General features: G+C 71.8%; 19 protein-coding genes and 1 tRNA gene. 14 read left to right on the top strand and 6 right to left on the bottom strand.

Going from position 1 to position 20,457, the window contains the following annotated elements; all coding sequences use genetic code 11:
• Positions 1 to 12 precede the first annotated feature (12 nt).
• The 3 genes from ACIQH8_RS12955 to serA all read left to right on the top strand — a co-directional run bounded on the left by ACIQH8_RS12955 (position 13) and on the right by serA (position 2,682).
• Complete coding sequence (locus ACIQH8_RS12955; RefSeq protein WP_400999241.1) at positions 13 to 528, top strand: DNA polymerase III subunit gamma/tau; 516 nt, start codon at positions 13 to 15, stop codon at positions 526 to 528.
• Positions 525 to 926, top strand: coding sequence for a bacitracin resistance protein (locus tag ACIQH8_RS12950; protein ID WP_400999239.1), 402 nt, complete (start codon positions 525 to 527; stop codon positions 924 to 926). The genes ACIQH8_RS12955 and ACIQH8_RS12950 overlap by 4 nt, the downstream gene beginning before the upstream one ends.
• Positions 927 to 1,089: 163 nt before the next feature.
• Complete coding sequence (gene serA, locus ACIQH8_RS12945; protein WP_400999237.1) at positions 1,090 to 2,682, top strand: phosphoglycerate dehydrogenase; 1,593 nt, start codon at positions 1,090 to 1,092, stop codon at positions 2,680 to 2,682.
• A gap of 102 nt (positions 2,683 to 2,784) precedes the next feature.
• On the opposite strand, the gene ACIQH8_RS12940 is transcribed toward serA, so the two are convergent.
• The gene (locus ACIQH8_RS12940) at positions 2,785 to 3,351 is read right to left on the bottom strand and encodes a TetR/AcrR family transcriptional regulator (protein ID WP_400999235.1); all 567 of its coding nucleotides are present in this window, start codon (positions 3,349 to 3,351) and stop codon (positions 2,785 to 2,787) included.
• A gap of 79 nt (positions 3,352 to 3,430) precedes the next feature.
• Between ACIQH8_RS12940 and ACIQH8_RS12935 the strand changes: the two genes are divergently transcribed.
• On the top strand, positions 3,431 to 4,984 hold the full coding sequence (locus tag ACIQH8_RS12935; RefSeq protein WP_400999233.1) for an MFS transporter: 1,554 nt from the start codon (positions 3,431 to 3,433) through the stop codon (positions 4,982 to 4,984).
• A gap of 45 nt (positions 4,985 to 5,029) precedes the next feature.
• On the opposite strand, the gene ACIQH8_RS12930 is transcribed toward ACIQH8_RS12935, so the two are convergent.
• Positions 5,030 to 5,293, bottom strand: a complete 264-nt coding sequence (locus ACIQH8_RS12930; protein WP_155049913.1) for a DUF6458 family protein — start codon at positions 5,291 to 5,293, stop codon at positions 5,030 to 5,032.
• Between the two features lie 138 nt (positions 5,294 to 5,431).
• On the opposite strand from ACIQH8_RS12930, the gene ACIQH8_RS12925 reads away from it, so the two are divergent.
• The 4 genes from ACIQH8_RS12925 to ACIQH8_RS12910 all read left to right on the top strand — a co-directional run bounded on the left by ACIQH8_RS12925 (position 5,432) and on the right by ACIQH8_RS12910 (position 9,007).
• Positions 5,432 to 6,502 carry a 3-isopropylmalate dehydrogenase gene (locus ACIQH8_RS12925; protein ID WP_400999231.1) on the top strand — a complete coding sequence of 357 codons (1,071 nt, stop codon included), beginning with the start codon at positions 5,432 to 5,434 and terminating at the stop codon, positions 6,500 to 6,502.
• Between the two features lie 27 nt (positions 6,503 to 6,529).
• Entirely contained in the window at positions 6,530 to 7,648 is a 1,119-nt protein-coding gene (locus ACIQH8_RS12920; protein WP_400999229.1) for a branched-chain amino acid aminotransferase, read from the top strand.
• 82 nt (positions 7,649 to 7,730) lie between these two features.
• Positions 7,731 to 8,510 carry a fumarylacetoacetate hydrolase family protein gene (locus tag ACIQH8_RS12915; protein WP_400999227.1) on the top strand — a complete coding sequence of 260 codons (780 nt, stop codon included), beginning with the start codon at positions 7,731 to 7,733 and terminating at the stop codon, positions 8,508 to 8,510.
• The gene (locus ACIQH8_RS12910) at positions 8,510 to 9,007 is read left to right on the top strand and encodes a group III truncated hemoglobin (RefSeq protein ID WP_400999226.1); all 498 of its coding nucleotides are present in this window, start codon (positions 8,510 to 8,512) and stop codon (positions 9,005 to 9,007) included. Before ACIQH8_RS12915 ends, ACIQH8_RS12910 begins: the two co-directional genes overlap by 1 nt.
• A 12-nt stretch (positions 9,008 to 9,019) precedes the next feature.
• On the opposite strand, the gene ACIQH8_RS12905 is transcribed toward ACIQH8_RS12910, so the two are convergent.
• Together ACIQH8_RS12905 and ACIQH8_RS12900 are read right to left on the bottom strand one after the other, a co-directional pair.
• Positions 9,020 to 9,601 (bottom strand): dihydrofolate reductase family protein, encoded by a 582-nt coding sequence (locus ACIQH8_RS12905; RefSeq protein ID WP_400999225.1) that lies wholly within the window; start codon positions 9,599 to 9,601, stop codon positions 9,020 to 9,022.
• Between the two features lie 78 nt (positions 9,602 to 9,679).
• Positions 9,680 to 10,783 carry an aminotransferase class V-fold PLP-dependent enzyme gene (locus ACIQH8_RS12900; RefSeq protein ID WP_400999224.1) on the bottom strand — a complete coding sequence of 368 codons (1,104 nt, stop codon included), beginning with the start codon at positions 10,781 to 10,783 and terminating at the stop codon, positions 9,680 to 9,682.
• 81 nt (positions 10,784 to 10,864) lie between these two features.
• Between ACIQH8_RS12900 and ACIQH8_RS12895 the strand changes: the two genes are divergently transcribed.
• From ACIQH8_RS12895 to ACIQH8_RS12870, 6 genes are all read left to right on the top strand, one after another.
• Positions 10,865 to 11,863, top strand: coding sequence for a LysR family transcriptional regulator (locus tag ACIQH8_RS12895; RefSeq protein WP_400999222.1), 999 nt, complete (start codon positions 10,865 to 10,867; stop codon positions 11,861 to 11,863).
• Positions 11,856 to 13,370 (top strand): glutamate--tRNA ligase, encoded by a 1,515-nt coding sequence (gltX, locus tag ACIQH8_RS12890; protein ID WP_400999220.1) that lies wholly within the window; start codon positions 11,856 to 11,858, stop codon positions 13,368 to 13,370. Before ACIQH8_RS12895 ends, gltX begins: the two co-directional genes overlap by 8 nt.
• A 132-nt stretch (positions 13,371 to 13,502) precedes the next feature.
• Positions 13,503 to 13,574, top strand: a tRNA-Gln gene (locus ACIQH8_RS12885).
• A gap of 140 nt (positions 13,575 to 13,714) precedes the next feature.
• Positions 13,715 to 14,623, top strand: coding sequence for a hypothetical protein (locus ACIQH8_RS12880; protein ID WP_400999218.1), 909 nt, complete (start codon positions 13,715 to 13,717; stop codon positions 14,621 to 14,623).
• A gap of 52 nt (positions 14,624 to 14,675) precedes the next feature.
• Positions 14,676 to 15,353 (top strand): SDR family oxidoreductase, encoded by a 678-nt coding sequence (locus ACIQH8_RS12875; RefSeq protein ID WP_400999216.1) that lies wholly within the window; start codon positions 14,676 to 14,678, stop codon positions 15,351 to 15,353.
• A 166-nt stretch (positions 15,354 to 15,519) separates the two neighbouring features.
• Entirely contained in the window at positions 15,520 to 17,814 is a 2,295-nt protein-coding gene (locus ACIQH8_RS12870) for a transglycosylase domain-containing protein (RefSeq protein ID WP_400999214.1), read from the top strand.
• A 103-nt stretch (positions 17,815 to 17,917) separates the two neighbouring features.
• Here the strand turns inward: ACIQH8_RS12870 and ACIQH8_RS12865 are convergent, their stop codons facing one another.
• Both ACIQH8_RS12865 and ACIQH8_RS12860 read right to left on the bottom strand, forming a co-directional pair.
• Positions 17,918 to 19,480 (bottom strand): hypothetical protein, encoded by a 1,563-nt coding sequence (locus ACIQH8_RS12865; protein ID WP_400999212.1) that lies wholly within the window; start codon positions 19,478 to 19,480, stop codon positions 17,918 to 17,920.
• Positions 19,481 to 19,768: 288 nt separating this feature from the next.
• On the bottom strand, positions 19,769 to 20,413 hold the full coding sequence (locus ACIQH8_RS12860; protein WP_400999210.1) for an MBL fold metallo-hydrolase: 645 nt from the start codon (positions 20,411 to 20,413) through the stop codon (positions 19,769 to 19,771).
• Positions 20,414 to 20,457 lie beyond the last annotated feature (44 nt).

Raw genomic sequence — 20,457 nt, 5'->3', positions numbered from 1 at the left:
AGGCGTGGGTCAATGCCGACGCTCGATAGGCTGACCCGCATGGGGCGCGACGGCGACGACGAGGAGGCTCTCCGCTGGGAGGGCGATGACGATGCGACGCTCGCACCCGGGTGGAAGCGGGTCGGCGAGCCGACCGCCGCCCCTGCGGCGACCGCGGGCGGTGACGAGACGACGGATGCCGCGGCATCCGCTCGCACGGACCGTGATGCGGAGGCCGTCGCCGACGCGGAGGCCGGACCGCAGATCGGCTCGGCCGAGCTGGTGCTGCTCGGCGTCTTCGGGGGCGTGTTCCTGCTCTACACGCTCGGCTGGATCCTCACGGCGCTGCGGGTGACGAACACCGCGACCGATCCGGTGGCGTGGTTCATGTTCGCGCTCGGGTTGTGGCTGGCGGTGCTCGCACCGGCGCTGTGGTTCGGCGTGACGTTCGCGCTCACGCGCGGGCGTGTGCCGCTGCGGTTCACGTGGCTCGCGATCGGCGCGGTCGTGCTGCTGCCGGTGCCGTTCGTGGCGGGGGTGACGGCATGAGCGCCGACGAGACGAGTGGTGCCGATCGGGTGACGGATGCCGCGGACGCGACATCCGCCGACGTGGTGCCGTCCCGCCGCACGCCCTTCTGGCTCGAGCTCGTGCTCGCCATCGCGTTCGGCCTCTTCTACGCGTACGACGCGTGGGAGGCGGTCGGCAACCTCGTCGGCCTGGCCGGCGTCGCCTCGGCGCTCGGCACGACGCTCAGCGCGACGGGCTGGATCGTGCTGATCGTGGCGATCCTGCTGCCCGTGGCGCTCTTCGCGGTGGCGTTCCTGATCGGCCGACGCCGAAGCGCCGTCGTGCAGGCGGCGCTGTACGTCACCGGACTGGCCGTCTCGGCCGTGCTCTACCTCGACCTCCTGCTCATGTTCGGGCCGGGCGCGCTGCTCGCCTGAGCAGGCTCGACCGGCACGCACGCTCGTCTGCGCGCGTCACACGATTCGGGCGGCGTGATTCCCCTGAAGTAGGCTGGCCGCGTCATCCGCGCCCCGACGATGCCGGCGCGACGTTTCGCGGCGCATTCCGCACCGCATCTCCAACCGCAGTGAGGAACCGTCCGTGACCAAGCCGGTCGTGCTGATCGCCGAAGAACTCTCGCCCGCCACCGTCGACGCCCTCGGGCCCGACTTCGAGGTCCGCAACGTCGACGGCACCGACCGTCCGGCGCTGTTCGCCGCGCTCGCCGACGCGAACGCGATCCTCGTCCGATCGGCCACGAAGGTCGACGCCGAGGCGATCGCCGCAGCGCCGAAGCTGCAGGTCATCGCTCGCGCGGGCGTGGGTCTCGACAACGTCGACATCAAGGCGGCGACGACCGCGGGCGTCATGGTCGTGAACGCGCCGACCTCGAACATCATCTCGGCCGCCGAGCTCACGGTCGGCCACATCCTGAGCCTCGCGCGGCACATCCCCGCCGCGCACTCGGCGCTCGCCGAGGGGCAGTGGAAGCGGTCGGCCTACACCGGCACCGAGCTGTACGAGAAGACGGTCGGCATCATCGGCCTCGGCCGCATCGGTGCGCTCATCACGGCCCGACTGCAGGCGTTCGGCGTCGAGGTCATCGCGTACGACCCCTACATCACGGCCGCACGCGCGCAGCAGCTCGGCGTGCAGACCGTCTCGCTCGACGAACTGCTCGAGCAGAGCGACTTCATCACGATCCACATGCCGAAGACGCCCGAGACGACGGGCATGATCGGCGCCGAACAGCTGGCGAAGATGAAGCCGACCGCGTATGTCGTCAACGTCGCGCGCGGCGGCCTCATCGACGAGGACGCGCTGCACGACGCGCTCGTCGCGAAGACCATCGCGGGCGCCGGTCTCGACGTGTTCGTGCAGGAGCCGCCGAAGGAGTCACCGCTCCTCGCCCTCCCGAACGTCGTCGTCACCCCGCACCTCGGCGCCTCGACCGACGAGGCCCAGGAGAAGGCGGGCATCTCGGTCGCCAAGTCGGTGCGCCTCGCGCTCGCGGGCGAGCTCGTTCCCGACGCGGTGAACGTCGCGGGCGGCATCATCGACCCGTACGTCCGCCCCGGAATCCCGCTCGTCGAGAAGCTCGGCCAGCTCTTCGCCGGCCTCGCCCAGGGCCCGCTCGAGAGCCTCGACGTCGAGGTGCACGGCGAACTCGTCGACTACGACGTGAGCGTGCTGAAGCTTGCCGCACTGAAGGGCGTCTTCACCAACGTCGTGAGCGAGTCGGTGTCGTACGTCAACGCGCCGCTCCTCGCCGAGCAGCGAGGGGTCGCCGTGCGCCTCATCGCCGACGCCGAGAGCCCCGAGTACCGGAACGTCATCACGCTGCGCGGCGCGCTCGCCGACGGCACGCAGGTGTCGGTCTCGGGCACGCTCACGGGCACCAAGCAGACCGAGAAGCTCGTCGGCATCAACGGCTACGACGTCGAGGTGCCGATCGCCGACCACCACATCGTGATGCTCTACACCGACCGCCCGGGAATCGTCGCCGTCTACGGCAGCGAGTTCGGCGACGCGGGCATCAACATCGCCGGCATGCAGATCGCGCGCCGCGAGGCGGGCGGTCAGGCGCTCTCGGTGCTCACGGTCGACTCGCCGGTGCCGACCGAGGTGTTGGATCGCGTGCGCGACGCGATCGCCGCGGACGTGCTCGTCGAGGTCGACATCACCGAGTCCTAGTCCGAGACGGATGCCGCGGGGCGGCGGGTCGCACGTGCGGGCCGCCGCCTCTCGACGTCTCTGCGGATTGGGGTCTCGATACGCTCGCGGCTTCGCCGCGTGCTACTCGACCGACGGTGCGCCGTGCGCGAGGCGCTCGAGGAACGAGACCAGTGCGTCCATGTCGGCGCCGTGCGGCGCGTCGACGCCGATCTCGGGGTCGACGCCGTGCAGGGCCGAGTCGTAGTAGAGCCCGTCGCCGATGAGCGTGATGGCCAGGGCGATCGTCGCGTCCGGGACGTGTCGGCGGATGGCCTGCAGCCACCGGTCGCGCACGTCGCGGATCATCCGCACGGCCGGTTCGCTGCCGGCCTGGGCGAGTCGCGCCGCGGCGACGCCGGCGCGCTCGAGCGGCGTGTCCTGTGAGACGGAGCTGCGCACGTAGTACGCGACCGCGCCCTCGGGTGCGCGCTCGAGCACGGCGATGTCGTCGTCGATCAGGCGCGAGAAGCGCTCGAGCACGCCGTCGACGAGCGCGTCGCGGCTCGCGAAGTGGTACAGCAGCCCGCCCTTCGAGACGCCCGCCGTGCGGGCCGTGGCGTCGAGCGTCGCGGCACGCACGCCGCCATCGATGAGCAGTCGCTCGAAGGCGTCGAGGACGGCGTCGCGGGCGGCGGGGGGTCGGCTCATGGCTCCGATGGTAGCGAGGGGAACGGTCGGCGGCATCTGATACTCTACCGTCCAGCCGGTACAGTAATAGGACTCCGACATGACGAACACTTCCACCATCACCATCGAGACTCCCGCGACCCGAGCAGGCGGGCGTCGAGGGGCCGCTCGCCGCTGGGTCGCGCTCGCCGTGCTCATGCTGCCGGTCATCCTCATCGCGGTCGACAACACCGTGCTGAGCTTCGCCCTGCCCGAGATCGCCCGCGACCTCGGTCCGACCGCGGCGCAGCAGCTCTGGATCATCGACGCGTACCCGCTCGTGCTCGCGGCGCTCCTCGTCGCCATGGGCAGCGCGGGCGACCGGTTCGGCCGCCGCCGGATGCTGCTCATCGGCTCGATCGGCTTCGCGATCGTCTCGATCGCCGCGGCCTTCGCGCCGACCTCCGAGGCCCTCATCGCCGCGCGCGCCGCGCTCGGCTTCTTCGGCGCGATGCTCATGCCCTCGACGCTCTCCCTGCTCCGCTCGGTGTTCACCGAGCGCGAGGAGCGCCGCCTCGCGATCGCGATCTGGGCGTCCGGCTTCGCGGCCAGCGCCGCGCTCGGCCCGATCGTCGGCGGCGTGCTGCTCGAGCACTTCGCCTGGGGCTCCGTCTTCCTCCTGGCCGTGCCGGTGCTGGTGCCGCTCGTCGTGCTGCTGCCGATCCTGATCCCCGAGAGTCGCGATCCGGCGCCGGGCCGTATCGACGCGTCCAGCATCCTGCTGTCGTTCGCGGCGATCGGCGCGACCGTCTACGGCATCAAGCACCTCGCGACCGAGGGCGTCGATGCCATCGCGATCGGCGGCATCCTGGGCGGCCTCGCCCTCGGCGCGTGGTTCGTGCGGCGACAGCTGCGGGCCCGCACCCCGATGCTCGACATGCGGCTCTTCCGCAACGGCGCGTTCGGCGGCGGCGTGCTCGTGAACCTCCTCAGCGTCATCGCGCTCGTCGGGTTCCTCTTCTTCGTCTCCCAGCACCTGCAACTCGTCGCCGGACTCTCGCCGGTGCAGGCGGGGCTCGCGCTCGCGCCGGGACTCGTCACGATGATCGCCGCGGGCCTCGCCGTGGTGCCGCTCGCGCGCCGGATCCGCCCGCGCGTGCTGGTGCCCGCGGCGCTCGCGGTCTCCGCCGGCGGGTACCTCACCGTCGCGCTCACGGCCGGGCAGGGCATCGCCGGTGTCGTGGTGGCGTTCATGCTGCTCGGACTCGGCATCGGCATGGCCGAGACCGTCTCGAACGAGCTCATCCTCTCGGCGGCGCCTCCGGCGAAGGCGGGCGCGGCCTCCGCGGTCTCCGAGACGGCGTACGAGCTCGGCGCGGTGCTCGGCACCGCGCTCCTCGGCAGCATCCTCGCGGCGTGGTACCGCGCGTCGCTCGACCTGCCCGCGGGTCTCACGGCGGCACAGGCGCATGCCGCGCAGGAGACCCTCGCGGGTGCCGTCACGGTCGCCGAGACCCTGCCGCCCGCGGCATCCGTCGAGCTGCTCGCGTCCGCCGCGCACGCGTTCGACGGGGGCGTGGTCGTGACGTCGTTCATCGGCGTCGCACTCATGGTCGGCGCAGGGATCGTCGCCGCGCTGACCCTCGACGACGCGACGGGCGCCACCTCGGAGTGAGGCGGCGCCCGTCGGGGTCGATGCGTGCCGGCGGCGCGGATCGGGTCAGATCGTCGTGGTGTCGTCGGGGCGCGAGGTCTCGTTGCGGGTGACGCGCTCTCCGGTGGCCGGGTCGACCGCGGTGCGCGACGTGGAGACCGAGCTCCGGCGCCGGGCCATCAGGATGATGCCGAGGATGATCACGACGGCTCCGGCCGCCATGAGGATGTAGCCGACCATCTGCAGGTTGATCCAGTCCACCGCCAGGTTCAGCGCGAACGCCAGGACGGCGCCGATGGCGAAGAGGACGATACCGAGGCCGAGACTCATTGTGGGGTGCCTGCTTTCACTCGGGCGGCGCGGGGCCGCGGGGCAGGGGCGGAGTGCCGCCCCCGATGCCGCCGAGTGTAGTGATGGCCGTTCGCGGCGGACAGTACGCTGGGAGGGCTGGCGTACGAAGGAGTGTTCATGGTAACGACGGTCAGGCTCGCGGTCATCCCGGGCGACGGCATCGGCCCCGAGGTGGTGGGCGAGGCGCTGAAGACGCTCGAGGCCGCCACGGCCGGCACCGACGTGGAGTTCGAGCAGACGCGCTTCTCGCTCGGCGCCGCGCGCTACCTCGAGACCGGCGACACCCTGACCGACGACGACCTCGAGGCGATCAAGGGCCACGACGCGATCCTCCTCGGTGCGGTCGGCGGCGTGCCCGGAGATCCCCGTCTCGCGGGCGCGAACATCGAGCGGGGCCTGCTGCTGAGGCTGCGGTTCGAGCTCGACCACTACGTGAACCTCCGCCCGAGCGTGCTGTACCCGGGTGTCGCGAGCCCGCTCGCGAACCCGGGAGACGTCGATTTCGTGGTCGTCCGCGAGGGAACCGAGGGACCGTACGTCGGCAACGGCGGCGCGATCCGCGTGGGCACGCCGGCCGAGGTCGCGAACGAGGTGTCGGTGAACACCGCCTACGGCATCGAGCGCGTCGTTCGGTACGCGTTCGCCGCGGCATCCGCTCGCCCCAAGAAGAAGCTGACGCTCGTGCACAAGACCAACGTGCTCGTCTTCGCCGGCTCCCTCTGGAAGCGCCTCGTCGACGAGGTCGCCTCCGAGTACCCGGATGTCGCGGTCGACTACCTGCACGTCGATGCCGCGACGATCTTCCTCGTCACGGATCCTGCTAGATTCGACGTCATCGTCACGGACAACCTCTTCGGCGACATCCTCACCGATCTGGCCGGCGCGATCAGCGGCGGCATCGGACTCGCGGCCTCGGGCAACATCAACCCCGACGGCCGGTTCCCGAGCATGTTCGAGCCCGTGCACGGTTCGGCTCCGGACATCGCCGGGACGGGCATCGCCGACCCGACCGCCGCCATCCTCTCCGTCGCGCTCCTCCTCGACCACCTCGGTCACGGGGCCGCCGCCGATCGGGTGCGCGACGCGGTCGCCGCCGACATCGCCGTGCGCGGCGACGCACGGCGCTCGACCTCCGAGATCGGCGACGCCATCGCCGCACGCATCGGCGCCACCGTCGGCGCCCACTGACTCGCACCACTTCCGAAGGAGGATCCCTTGACCACGTCGAACCTCACCCTGAAGGCTCCGTCGCCCGCCGGCCTCATCTGGCAGGTCACGAAGAACGAGACCGCGAAGTCCGCGGAGGAGCGCGAGGCCGTCCTCGCCGACCCCGGCTTCGGCAACCACTTCACCGACCACATGGTCGACATCTGCTGGTCGGAGAAGGGCGGATGGCACCGGCCGCGCGTCTCGCCGTACGGCCCGATCCAGCTCGACCCGGCCGCCGCGGTGCTCCACTACGCGCAGGAGATCTTCGAGGGGCTGAAGGCCTACCGCCACGCCGACGGGTCGATCCGGACGTTCCGGCCGTACGAGAACGCTGCGCGCATGCAGCGGTCGGCGCGGCGGATGGCACTGCCCGAGCTGCCCGTCGAGATCTTCATCGACTCGCTGAAGCAGCTCATCGCGGTCGACGCCGACTGGGTGCCGAGCGCGCCCGAGACGAGCCTGTACCTCCGGCCCTTCATGTTCGCCAAGGAGGCGTTCCTCGGCGTGCGGCCGGCGAAGAAGGTCAACTACTACCTCATCGCGAGCCCTGCGGCCGCGTATTTCCCGGGCGGGGTGCAGCCGGTCAACATCTGGCTGTCGACCAAGTACGCTCGCGCCGGCAAGGGCGGCACGGGTGCGGCGAAGACCGGCGGCAACTACGCATCGAGCCTGCTTCCGCAGGCCGAAGCGCATGAGAAGGGCTGCCAGCAGGTGCTCTTCCTCGACGAGGGGAAGTACCTCGAGGAACTCGGCGGCATGAACGTCGTGCTCGTGAAGAAGGACGGCACGCTCCTCACGCCCGAGTCCGACTCCATCCTCGAGGGCATCACGCGCGACTCGATCCTGCGTCTCGCGGCCGACCGCGGTCACCAGATCGAGCAGCGCCCGATCACGCTCGACGAGTGGCGCGAGGGCGCGGCATCCGGTGACATCGTCGGTGCGTTCGCGTGCGGCACCGCCGCGGTCGTGGTGCCCATCGGGCGGCTGCTCGGCGAGGACTTCGAGATCGTGCACTCCGGCCCGCAGGCCGAAGAGCTCGCGCTGTCGCTGCGCGAGGAGCTCACCGGCATCCAGTACGGGCGCGTCGAGGACCGCCACGGCTGGATGGTCCGACTCGACGCGTGACGGTGAGACCGGAGGCGGTCATTCCGGGGGACCGGATGCGGTCGATCACGGCCGCATCCGGTCCCCGGAATAGGCTTGGCGCATGAAGATCGCGCGCTTCTCCCACGGTGAGACCATCTCGTTCGGCATCGTCGACGAGGAGGAGCACGAACTCGTCGTGTTGAAGGCCGACCCGATGTTCGCCGGCTACGAGCCGACGGGGGAGCGTGTCGCGCTCGCCGACGCGAAGCTGCTCGCGCCCGTGATTCCGCGGTCCAAGGTCGTCGCGGTCGGCAGGAACTACCGCGACCACGCCGAGGAGATGGGCGGCGAGGCGCCGGCCGAGCCGCTGCTGTTCCTGAAGCCCAACACCTCGGTGATCGGCCCCGGCGACGCCATCGTGCTGCCGCCCGAGAGCGAGCAGGTCGAGTTCGAAGGCGAGCTCGCCGTCGTCATCGGGCGCGTCGCGCGCCGCGTGAGCGAGGCGGACGCGGCATCCGTGATCTTCGGGTACACGATCGCGAACGATGTGACCGCACGCGACCTGCAGCGCCGAGACGGCCAGTGGACTCGCGCCAAGGGCTTCGACACGTTCTGCCCGCTCGGGCCGCTCATCGAGACCGACGTCGACCTCGCTGCGGGCGAGATCACCACGAGCGTCAACGGCACGCGCCACCAGCACGGGCGCTTCGCCGACATGGTGCACCCGGTCGCGAAGATCGTCTCGTACGCCTCCGACGTGTTCACGCTGCTGCCCGGCGACGTGATCCTGACGGGCACGCCGGCAGGGGTCGGTCGGATCGTCGACGGCGACTCCGTCGAGGTCGCGGTCTCGGGGCTGGGTTCGCTCGTGAACCCCGTGCGTGAGACGCCCGGGCGCTGATGACGCGCGGTGCGGGCGACCTGGGCGATCTCACCGACCAGCGCGACCTGCGCGATCGTGACGACATCGCGCGACTCGTCCGGGAGTTCTACGCGCGGGCCTTCGACGACCCGCTCATCGGGCCGATCTTCACCGACATCGCGCACATGGATCTCGAGCACCACCTGCCGATCATGTGCGACTTCTGGGAGACGGTCGTCTTCCAGACAGGGTCCTACAGGCGCAATGCGTTCACGCTGCACGAGGCGCTGAACCGCCGGGCGCCGCTCGGCGATGCGGAGTTCGGACGCTGGATCGAGCTGTGGACCGCCACCGTCGACGACCTGTTCGCGGGGGAGTCCGCCGAGCGCGCGAAGGTGCGGGCGCGCCGGATCGCCTCATCGATGCAGCGGCGACTCGCGGGCGGGTCCGGCAGTGCGCTCGAGACGATCGTCACGCGGGAACGGCTCGCGGCGGCGGGCGGGATCGACGAGGTGCGCGAGGCGCCCGCCCGCTGATCGCGCGAACGGTCAGCGGCGCACGCGGGAGCGCAGGTGCAGCACCCGTTCGCCCCGGATCACCACGTCCGGATCCTCCAACAGGTGCTGCGAGTCGATCGACCCGAAGAAGCGACGCCCCGACCCGAGCACGACGGGTGCGACATCCATGCGCACCTCGTCGACCAGGCCCGCGGCGAGCGCCTGGCCGCCGACGTCGCCGGCGGCGACCTCGACGATGCGGTCTCCCGCGAGCGCCTGCGCCGCCGCCACGGCCGGCTCGACACCGTCGATGAAGTGGAACGGCGCCTCTGCGTCCCACCCCTCGGGCGGCGGCCGGTGCGTGACGACGACCACGTGGTCGATCCCGCTCGGCGGCGTTCCGTCCCAGCCGTCGGTGAGGTCGAAGACGCGTCGGCCGCAGACCGACACGCCGATCTCATCCCAGTAGGAGCGGACGTAGTCGTGGGATGCCCGGGACACCGTCAACACGCCGTCGTCGTCGAGCGGCACGTCACCGCTCGTCAACCAGTCGAACAGCGGCCCGGGCTGATCGTGCTCGTCGGCGATGAAACCATCGACCGACACCGAGGCGTACATGACCACCTTGCCCATGCGATGCTCCTCTGCTCGCGATGGGCTCACGCTATCGCGGCGTCGGCGAGCCCCTCGGACGGAATCCCCGCGCCGAGGTCAGCTCCGCCCGGTCGGCATCGCCCTCGCCGCGAGCTCCACATCCTCCTCGTCGTTCCACACGTGGAACGCGACGCGTGCCCGCCCGGCTCGGCCCGACGCCACGAGCCCGGCAGCGGTGAGGGCTGCGAGGTGGTCGCCGTCGGGGTCGGGCCAGGTGACGATCGCGCTGTCGGATGCCGCGAGCCCGAGCCGCGCGCGGAACGCGTTCGCGAGCCCGAGGTCGTGCGCGAGCACGGCGGCGGGGTCGCGGCTCGCCGCGAGCTCGAGCGCCGCTTCGGCGCCGGCCCACGCGTGCCACGCCGGCGAGACGTCGAACCGCCGCGCGCCCGCCGCGAGGTGCAGTTCGGGGCCGTAGCAGGACGCCCAGGGGTCCTCGCCCGAGTACCAGCCGGCGGTCAGCGGAGTGATCTCGTCGAGTGCGCGGTCGCTCGTCGACATGAAGGCTGCGCCGCGCGGCGCGGACAGCCACTTGTACGCGTGGCAGACGACGAGGTCCGCCCCGAGGTCGGTGGTGGGGAGCCATCCGGTCGCCTGCGTGGTGTCGACGAGGCTGAGCGCGCCCGTCGATCGGGCCGCCGCGATGACGGATGCCGCGTCCGCGACCTCGCCCGTCGCGGACTGGACGAGCGAGAACGCGACGAGCCAGGTGCCGGGGCGCACCTCGTCGGCGAGGTGATCGAGCGGCACATGGCGAACGCGCAGGTCGCCGCGCGCGAGGAAGGGTGCGACGACCGAGCTGAAGTCGCCGTCGACGCAGAGCACCTCGGCGCCCACCGGCGCTGATGCTGCGACGAGGCCGGTGAAGACCGAGACCTGGGAACCGACGGCGACACGATCGGCGGCCGCGCCGAGGAGCGTCGCGGCGTGGCCGCGGGCGCGCTCGACCGTCCCGGTGTAGTCGAGCGCGGAGGCGCGACCGTCTCGCCAGCGCTCGAGGTCGCGGGCGACGGCCTCGACGGTCGGGTCGGCGGGGATGCCGAGTGTGCACGCCGCGAGGTAGCCGCGGCCCGAGGCGAAGCGCCGGTCGGGGAGGACGCGCGCCGGCGCGGCGGCGCTGCGGTCGGTCGCGGCGGTGCCGGAGGCCATGGTGGTCGCGTTCATGAGTCCAGCCTGCTCGGGTGGCTTCGATCCGTCGAGAGCAGGTCTGCGATCAGTCGCATAAGGCAGGCTTATGATCAGTGCATGGACGCCTCGCCTGCGGAGACCAGCGGCCTCGCCGACCTCGACGCCACCAGCCTGCTCGTGCTCCGCGAGATCGCCGAGCGCGGGTCGATCACGGCCGCAGCGAACGCACTCGGCTACAGCCAGCCGGCGCTCAGCCAGCAGGTCCGCCGGGCGGAGGCTCGCGCCGGCGTCGCACTCGTGGAGCGGACCGGCCGCGGCATCCGCCTGACCCCGGCCGGTCGCGTGCTCGCACGGCACGGCGGCGCAGTCGCGACCGCGCTCGAAGCGGCCCGCGGCGAGCTCGCCGAGCTCAGGGGGCTCCGGTCGGGGCGTGTGCGGCTCATGGCGTTCCCGTCGGCGTCGCCGACCGTCGTGCCCGAGTTCATGGCCGAGATGGCCCGCCGGCACCCGGGCGTGCGGGTGAGCTTCGTCGAGGCCGAGCCGCCCGAGGCCGTCGCCGCGGTGCGCGAGGACCGCGCCGACCTCGCGTTGACCTTCAGCTACCCGGGCGACCGCAGCGACCCGCACCGCGAGAGCGCACGCGGGCTCGAGGTCACCACGATCGGCAGCGATCCGATGCACGTCGTGCTGCCGGACGGGCACCCCCTCGCGGGCGGCGACACCATCGATCTCGCGGGCCTCGCAGGCGAGCCCTGGATCGCGGGCTGCCCGCGCTGTCGTGGGCACCTGCTCGAGCTGTGCGACACCGCGGGGTTCGCGCCGCGCATCGCCGTCGAGACCGACAACTTCGTCGCGGTCGAGCAGCTCGTGGCGAGCGGCCTCGGCGTCGCCGTGCTGCCCGCGCTCGCGATCGAATCGGCGGGGGAGCGCGCCGGCGTCGCCGTGCGGGGCACGACGAACGGCGATCGCCGCACGCTGCACCTCGTGACGGCGCGGGGCGGCCGCGGCGTGCCCGCCGTCGCGGTGGCCGCCGAGGCGCTCACCCGGCTCGTCGCAGGACGTGACGGCGCCCGCCCCGATGCGGCGCCGGGCCGTACCATTGAGGGCGATGTCTGACACGACCCACCCCACGACGACCGCCACCGGATCCGACATCCGCGTGCGGTTCTGCCCCTCGCCCACCGGTACCCCGCACGTCGGCCTCGTGCGCACCGCCCTCTTCAACTGGGCGTACGCGCGCCACACCGGCGGCACCTTCGTCTTCCGCATCGAGGACACCGACGCCGCCCGCGACAGCGAGGAGAGCTACGGGCAGATCATCGACGCCCTGAGCTGGCTCGGCCTGCAGTGGGACGAGGGCATCGACGTCGGCGGCCCGCACGGCCCGTACCGGCAGTCGCAGCGCGGCGAGATCTACACCGACGTCATCGAGCGGCTGAAGGCCGCCGGCCACGTCTACGAGAGCTACTCGACCGCCGACGAGATCGACGCGCGCAATGAGGCCGCCGGTCGTCCGAAGCAGTTCGGCTACGACAACTTCGACCGCGACCTCACCGAGCAGCAGCGCGCCGCGTTCCGCGCCGAGGGGCGCCAGCCCGCCCTGCGACTGCGCGTGCCCGACGTCGACCTCGGTTTCGACGACCTCGTGCGCGGCCGCATCGACTTCCCGGCCGGGTCGACGACCGACTTCGTCGTGGTCCGCCCGAACGGCGCTCCCCTCTACACCCTCGTGAATCCCGTCGACGACGCGTTCATGGGCATCACCCACGTGCTGCGCGGCGAGGACCTGCTCTCGTCGACCCCCCGCCAGATCGCGCTGTACCACGCGCTCATCGAGATCGGCGTCACGGGTTTCGTGCCCCGATTCGGGCACCTGCCCTACGTCATGGGCGAGGGCAACAAGAAGCTCTCCAAGCGCGACCCCGAGTCGAACCTGTTCCATCACCGCGACCGCGGCTTCATCCCCGAGGGTCTCGTCAACTACCTGGCGCTCCTCGGCTGGGGCTTCTCGGCCGACCGCGACGTGTTCAGCCGCGCCGAGCTCATCGAGGCCTTCGACGTCGAGGACGTGAACCCCAACCCGGCGCGCTTCGACCAGAAGAAGGCCGACGCCATCAACGGCGACCACATCCGCCTGCTCGAACTCGCCGACTTCACCGCCCGCACCGTGCCCTACCTGCAGGCGGCCGGCATCGTCTCGACGCCCATCACGCCCGGCGAGGAGGCGCTCCTCGTCGAGGCCGCGCCGCTCGTGCAGGAGCGCATCACCGTGCTCGGCGAAGTCCCGGGCCTCCTCGGCTTCCTGTTCACGGATGCCGCGGGGCTCGAGTTCGACGAGGCGGCGGTCGGGTCGCTCCCGGCCGACGCGCCCGCGGTGCTCGCCGCCGCCCGCGAGGCGCTCGAGCGCATCCCCGGCGAGGCATGGACGCACACCGAGATCGAGGAGGCCCTCCGCTCCGCGATCATCGACGGCCTCGGCCTGAAGCCCCGCGTCGCCTTCGGCCCGATCCGCGTCGCGATCTCCGGCCGCCGGGTCTCGCCGCCGCTGTTCGAGTCCATGCAGATCCTCGGTCGCGTCGACTCGCTCGAACGCATGGACCGCCTCGCACAGCTCATCGGCTGACCCCGACGGATGCCGCGGCCGCGCCCCGCACCGCGCCGCCGCGGCATCCGCTCACCGGCCCGTCTCGATTTGGACCGCACCCTGCGATCGGCTACAGTTACATGTCGGCCCGGAACCCCGGTTCAGGGCCATTGGGGTATGGTGTAATTGGCAACACGGCTGATTCTGGTTCAGTTGTTCTTGGTTCGAGTCCAGGTACCCCAGCAGTGAGAAACCCCCGGTCGACCGGGGGTTTTCGTGTTTCCCGGTCGACTCCGCGGAGCGCGGGCTCCGCGATGTGCACGATCGCGATCTCAATCGTCCGTACGATTCGGCCCCGGCGTCGACGTTCCTAGGCTGGCGCCATGGGATCAGGGATCGAGCCGTCCGAATCGCGACGCTTCATCACGCACACCGAGACGACGATCTCGCCGAAGGGCGTCGCCGCCCTGTACGGGCGCGCCGAGATGCTCGCCAAGCTGCCGCTCGGCCTGCAGCGCCGGATCGTGGCGCGCGCCCGCGGCGACGAGTACATGGGATTCGTCGTCGAACCGTACTGCACCTTCCTCGCCTACGAGATCCGCGACGAGGACGCCGCGCATCGCCTGCTGCCGCCCGGCTACCGCCTCGTCCCGACCGCCATGTTCGCCGACGACGAGCCACGCACCTGCGCCATCCTCGGGGCGTTCAACGTGCACGCCTCGGTGTTCTGGGGTGTTCGGGTCGAGCTCTACCTCATCGCCGAGCACGTGCGGACGGGGATGCTCACGTGGGTCATCTGCGACTACGAGTCCAACACGATCAACTACGACCCCGGCCAGGGGTTCTCGACCTCGACCACCGACCGGGCGGTGGTCACCACCTCGTATGCCGGCGAGGTGATCGTCGACGTTCGAAGCCGCGTGCGCGCGAACACCCTGACCCTGACGGCGCCCCTGTCGATGGCGGCGATGCGGCCCCTCGACCAACGGCTCTGGGTCGAGGGCAACCTGTCCGTCGACTACGGCGGCCGGCTCGAGCACGACGGTTCCGACCCGTTCGGACTGGTCTTCGACCCGCGCGAGATGGCCCAGGCGCTGCAGGTCCCCCTCGAGGCCGTCATGATCGACCGCAACACCTTCGGCGCGGACTTCCGGGCCGACGACCCGTTCTCGGTCGCCTGCTTCCCGTACGCACAGCACTTCCTCACCACGAGCTACCCCCGTTCCAGCCCGATCCGCGACCGGAGGTCGCTGGAGGATGCCGTCCGATCGCACACGGCTGCGACGCGCTGACGCCGTCCGCTCGCGATCGACCGTGGTCGGCGGCCCGCGCTAGCGTGAGCGGATGGACCTTCAACTCACCGGTCGGGTCGTGCTCGTCGTCGGAGGCGGCGGCTTCATCGGATCGGCGATCGCGCGCCGGGCCCGCGACGAGGGCGCGACGGTGGTCGTCGCATCGCGGAATCCGAGCGACGGGATCGTGCTCGACGCCGGCGACGAGGCCTCGGTGAACGCCGCGATCGCGCAGGTGATCGACCGGCACGGCCGACTCGACGCGGTCGTCGTGACGGCGGCGCCCCCGGCGCACACGCTCGATCCGGCACGCAGCGGCGACCCGGCGCAGGTCGCCGAGGCGATCGACGCGAAGGCGCTCGCCTTCCTGCGGGTCGCGAACGCGTCCATCCCCGTGATGGCCGAGGCGGGATTCGGCCGCGTCGTCGGCGTGAGCGGACAGAACGCCTTCCTGACGGGGAACATCACGGGCTCCGTGCGCAACGCGGCACTGAACATCATCGCGAAGAACCTCGCGGACGCGGCCGCCGGGTCGGGCGTGACGGTCAACACGGTCAACCCCGGGCTGGTGCGGTCCGAGCCATCCGTCGACGTCGAACCCGGGAGGGGCGGCGAGTCCTCGCCGACCCAGATCGCCGACCTCGTCGCCTTCCTCATCTCGCCGCTGTCGGCGCTCTCGGGCGAGTCGATCGCCGTCGGCCACCGCATCCGCGGGGTGATCTCCGGGTAGCGGCACGCGCGGCGCGCGCCGCGTCGCTTTACAAGGGCCGATCCCTGAGGTTCGATGGAAGGCGAGGCCGAGGAGGACCGGAACCCTGCACCCGGTCCCGCCATGGGGACGGCCTCGGAAGGTCGGGGTTGGTTCGATGATGTACGGCGACACGCACGATCGCGCGGTGACCCGACCGCGCACGTTCGGGGGTGTCCTCGGTGGGCTGCTCGGCCTCGTCGCGGTGAGCGCCGCCGCGGCACTGCTCGTCGCCGCCGCGGTGACCCCGGCGATCGCCACGGCGGGAGTCGCGGCATCCGGCACCATCTCGCTCTTCGAGAACCTGCCGAGCTACCTCAAGATCGGCGACCTCTCGGTGAAGAGCAACATCTACGCGACGCAGCCCGACGGCAAGCATCGGCTGCTCGCGTCGTTCTACGACCAGAACCGGGTCGAGGTCGACTGGGACGAGGTGAGCCAGTACGTCAAGGACGCGGCCATCGCCGGTGAGGATCCCCGGTTCTACGAGCACAACGGCGTCGACCTGCAGGGCACGATGCGCGCAGCGGTGACGACGGCGAGCGGCCGCGAGACGCAGGGCGGGTCGTCGATCGCCCAGCAGTACGTCAAGAACGTGCGCGTCCAGGAATGCGAGCGGGCCGCCGCCGACGAGGCCGAGCGCGACGGATGCTACGACGCCGTCACCGAGACCTCCATCGATCGCAAGCTCAAGGAGATGCGTCTGGCGATCGGCGTCGAGAAGCGCTACACCAAGAGCCAGATCCTGCTCGGCTACCTGAACATCGCGGGCTTCGGCGGGACCGTGTACGGCATCGAGGCCGCCGCGAACTACTACTACGGCACGACCGCGGCGAACGTGACGCTCGCGCAGGCGGCGTCGCTCGTCGCGATCGTGAACAACCCGTCGAAGTTCCGGCTCGATCAGCCCGGCAACGAGGTCAACGGCGCCGCCGACGGCTACGCCGCGAACCACGGGCGGCGCGACTACATCCTGCAGAGCATGCTCGACGAGTCGAAGATCACGCAGGCGGAGTTCGACGAGGCGATCGCGACGCCCGTGGAGCCGAAGATCACCGAGCCGAGCACGGGCTGCCAGACCGCCGGCGGCAGCGCGTGGTTCTGCGACTACGTCAAGCACATCCTGCAGAACGACCCGGTCTTCGGTGAGGACGACGCATCCCGCCTGCTGAACTTCCGGCGCGGCGGATACAACGTCTACACCACCCTCGACCTCGACCTGCAGGCCGCTGCGGAGCGCGCGATCGCCGCTCACGTGCCGCCGACCTACCCCGGGTGGGACGTGGGCGGCGTGATCTCCACCGTCGAGGTCGGCACCGGCCGCGTGCTCGCGATGGCGCAGAACCGGGCGTACAGCCAGGACCCGAAGGTGCTCGCGAAGGGCCCGCAGTTCACGAGCATCAACTACAACACCGATTTCGAGTACGGAGGGTCGCGAGGGTTCCAACCCGGCTCGTCGTACAAGGTGTTCACGCTGGCCGAGTGGCTGAAGGAGGGCCACGGGCTCGCTGAGCGCGTCGACTCCCGACCGAAGAGCAACTGGGGAGTCTTCCGCGACAGCTGCCTCGGACCGCACTTCGCAGGCGACTGGAATCCCCGCAACGATGCGAACGAGTCGGGCGGCAACTACAGTGCGCTCGAATCGACCATCGGGTCCATCAACACGGGGTTCATCGGCATGGCCAAGGAACTGGACCTCTGCGGCATCCGCCAGACCGCCGAGGCGTTCGACGTCCACCGCGCGGACGGGAACGTACTGGTGCAGGGGCCGTCGTCGGTGATCGGGACGAACGAGGTCGCGCCGCTCTCGATGGCGGTGGCCTTCGCCGGTATCGCGAACAACGGCCGGACGTGCTCGCCCATCGCGATCGACCGCATCACCGGTCGAGACGGTGAGGAGATCGCGCCTCCGAAGTCGACCTGCACGCAATCGGTGCCGGAGCCCGTCGCCGCGGCGATGCACACCGCGATGGGCATGGTGATGACCCAGGGCACCGCGGTCGCCTCACGAGCCGCGACCGTCCCGAACGTCCCGCTGATCGGAAAGACGGGTACGACCGACGGCGCGAAGGACACCTGGATGGTCGGTGCGAGCACGAAGGTCGCCACCGCGGCCGCGGTGGTGAGCGTCAACGGCGATGCCAACCAGCGCGGTATCTGGTTCGCGACCGGCCAGGCCGCCACGGCTCGTCACCGGATGTGGCCCGAGGTGATGTCCGCCGCCGCGGCGAAGTACGGCGGCGGCGAGTTCACCCAGGCCGGGCTCGGCCCGGTGGCCGGACCGGGATCGTCCCCCGACGGACGCTTCGTCGAGCCGGACCCGCCGGAGCAACCCGATGAACCGTCGCAGCCGACGGGTGCCGGCGGTGACGGCGACGGACCGGGCAACGGAAACGGCAACGGAAACGGCAATGGCAACGGCAACGGCGGCCCGGGTGGCTGACGACTGACGCCACCTCGGCGTGCAGCACGCCCGGTCAGGGGCTGCGGTCGGGCATGCGAGAGGGCACGGCGTGCGTCTCCCGCAGCCGTGCCCTCGGTTCGCGTCATGCCGATGCGGGCGCCATCCGAGCGTGCCGGAACCGGTGGACGAACCACGCGGCGAGCGCCGTCAGGGTCAGGGCTCCGAACACGACCATCCACGGCAGCAGTGCGCCGGGGGAGACGCCACGCGTGCCCGCTGCGAGTTCCGCGGAGCCCGCGGCCAGACGGCCGTTGCCGTCGCGGAGCTCCGCAGCTCCCGACGCGAGCGTCTCGGCGCCGGTCGCGAGTTCGATCGTGCCGTCGGCGAGCGTCCTCGTGCCCGCGGCGAGCTCTGCCGACCCGGTCGCGAGTTCGTCGAGCCCGGTCGACAGGTCGGTCGCGCCCTGCGCGAGGGACCCGTTGCCGATCGCGAGCCCGCCCGCCCCGGTCGAGAGCCGCTGCGCGCCCGCGGCGAGCTCGGCCGTACCCGCGGCGAGTCGTCCGGTCCCGGCGACGAGTTCATCGACCTTGAGGTCGAGCGTCGAGGTGCCGCCGCGGAGGCTCGCCGCGCCGGCGCTGAGGCGAGCGGCGCCGTCGGCGAGTTCGGCGGACTTCGCGCTCAGCGTCCCGGCGCTGGACGCGGCGAGGTCGAGCTTCCCGTCGAGCGCGGCCGCACCCGCGGCGAGCTCGCCCGACCTGGCCGCCGCGACGTCGAGCTTCCCGGCGAGTGCCTGCGTTCCCGCGGAGGCCGACTGTGCTCCGGCGGACACCTCGGCGGCACCGGTCGAGACGGCGCCGGCGGAACCGGCGAGCTGCTGCGCGGCCTGCGCCAGCGCGAGCGCGTTCGCGACCGTCGCCTGGTCGGCTCCGCCGTCGACGAGGGCCTGGTGGAATGCTGCGAGCTGCTGCGCGAGCGACGTGCTGCCCGCAGCGAGTCCGGCAGCGCCGTCGGCGACGCCCTTCGCGCCCGTCGCGACGGCGCCGGTGCCCGCCACGAGGAGAGGTACGCCGTCGGGCCCGACGGCGTCGCCGAGGCCCGCGGCGAGTGCCGCTGCGCCGCCTTCCACCAGGTCGCCGCCGGCGGCGAGCGCGGCCACGCCGCCGGCCAGTCGGGAGGCGCCGTCGGCGAGGCGGGCGGCACCGTCGGCGGCGTTCCCCGCGCCGGTCGCGAGGTCGGCGGCGCCGGCGTTCGCGCGGCTGATGCCGTCGGAGAGGGCGCTCGAGCCGCTCGCGGCCCGAGCCGCACCGGAGGCCGCGTCGCTGGCGCCCGCCGCGCTCCGCGCCGCGCCGTCGGCCAGTTCGACCGCGCCGGCCCGCGCCGAGACGGCGCCGGCCTCGAGCTTCGCCGCACCCGCAGCGGAGGACTCGGCCCCCGCGCCGGCCGCCGCGGCGCCGTCGGCCGCGTCCGACGCGCCGTCGCGGAGCTCGCCGGCCCCGGCCGCGAGGGTCTCGGCGCCGTCGGCCAGATCCGCTGCGCCTGCGTCGGCCTGTCCGGCGCCGTCGGAGAGCCGCGTGGCGCCCGCCGAGATCGTGTTCGTGGTGAGCAGGAAGAACGCCGCGAGGGCGATCAGGGCGAGCGTGGTCGCGGCGGCGGCGATCCGCACGCCGAGGCCGTGGCGGTGGACGGCGGGGTCGGTTCTCGTCATCGAGTCTCCTGGGTTCTCCGGCGCGCCGAAGGCGCCCGTGTGCGTGGGGTGCAGGACCGACGGCGCCGGGGTGGCCAGGGCGCCGCCACTCGTGTCCGCGCGGTGCCCTCGGCCGTGACATCCGGCCGACGGTCGCTCCGTCGCGGCCGAAAGTGGCACGAATCTGGCAGAGCTTCCGTGAGCCCGTCAATGAATGCGCCGGAACTTCGGCGGTATCCGCCAAACGCCGGGTGGTGCCGCGCTCGGCCGTTGTGTCAGTTCACAGCGGATGCCGCGGCATCCGTCGCCTCAGACGTCGAACGAGTCTCCGGGCTCGAGCGGGAGGTACTCGCCTCCGCCCTGCTCGGTCGCCCACCCGAGCCGGGCGTTCGACAGGTCCTTGCCGGCGCGGGAGAGCACCATCTCGTGGGTGGGGAAGGCGCGCTTCGGACGGACCGCCATGACGTAGTCCATGGCTTCGGAGATCTTCATCCACGGAGCCCCGGCGGGTGCCGCGAGCACGTCGACCTCGACGCCCTCCGGCAGGGCGAACGAGTCGCCGGCGTAGTAGACCGCGTCGTTCACGAGCACGCCGACGTTGTCGATGACCGGGATCGACGGATGGATCACGGCGTGCCGTCCGCCGAAGAATCGGAGCCGGAACGGACCGACCTCGATCTCGTCTCCGGGTTCCACGCGCTCCACCTCGATGCCGGCGTCGGCGGCCGCCGCGACGACGCCGTCGGGCCCGAAGACGCGGACACCGGGGCTGCGTTCGCGGATGCGTCCGATCTGCTCCGGGGTCCAGTGGTCGTCGTGCAGGTGCGTGATCACGACCGCGAGCGCGCCGGTCGCCTCGGTGATCGGGGTGGTGAACTTTCCCGGGTCGACGAACAGTCGATCGCCGGAGTGCTCCACGACGAGGGCGGCGTGCTCGAGCTTGGTGACGCGCATGTTCCGAGCCAACACCGTGCGTGTCGTGCGCGCAACCGGGTTGC

This window comes from Agromyces sp. GXQ0307 (assembly GCF_044769845.1).
Lineage (GTDB): Bacteria > Actinomycetota > Actinomycetes > Actinomycetales > Microbacteriaceae > Agromyces.
This window is presented reverse-complemented; position numbering and strand designations above follow the sequence as displayed.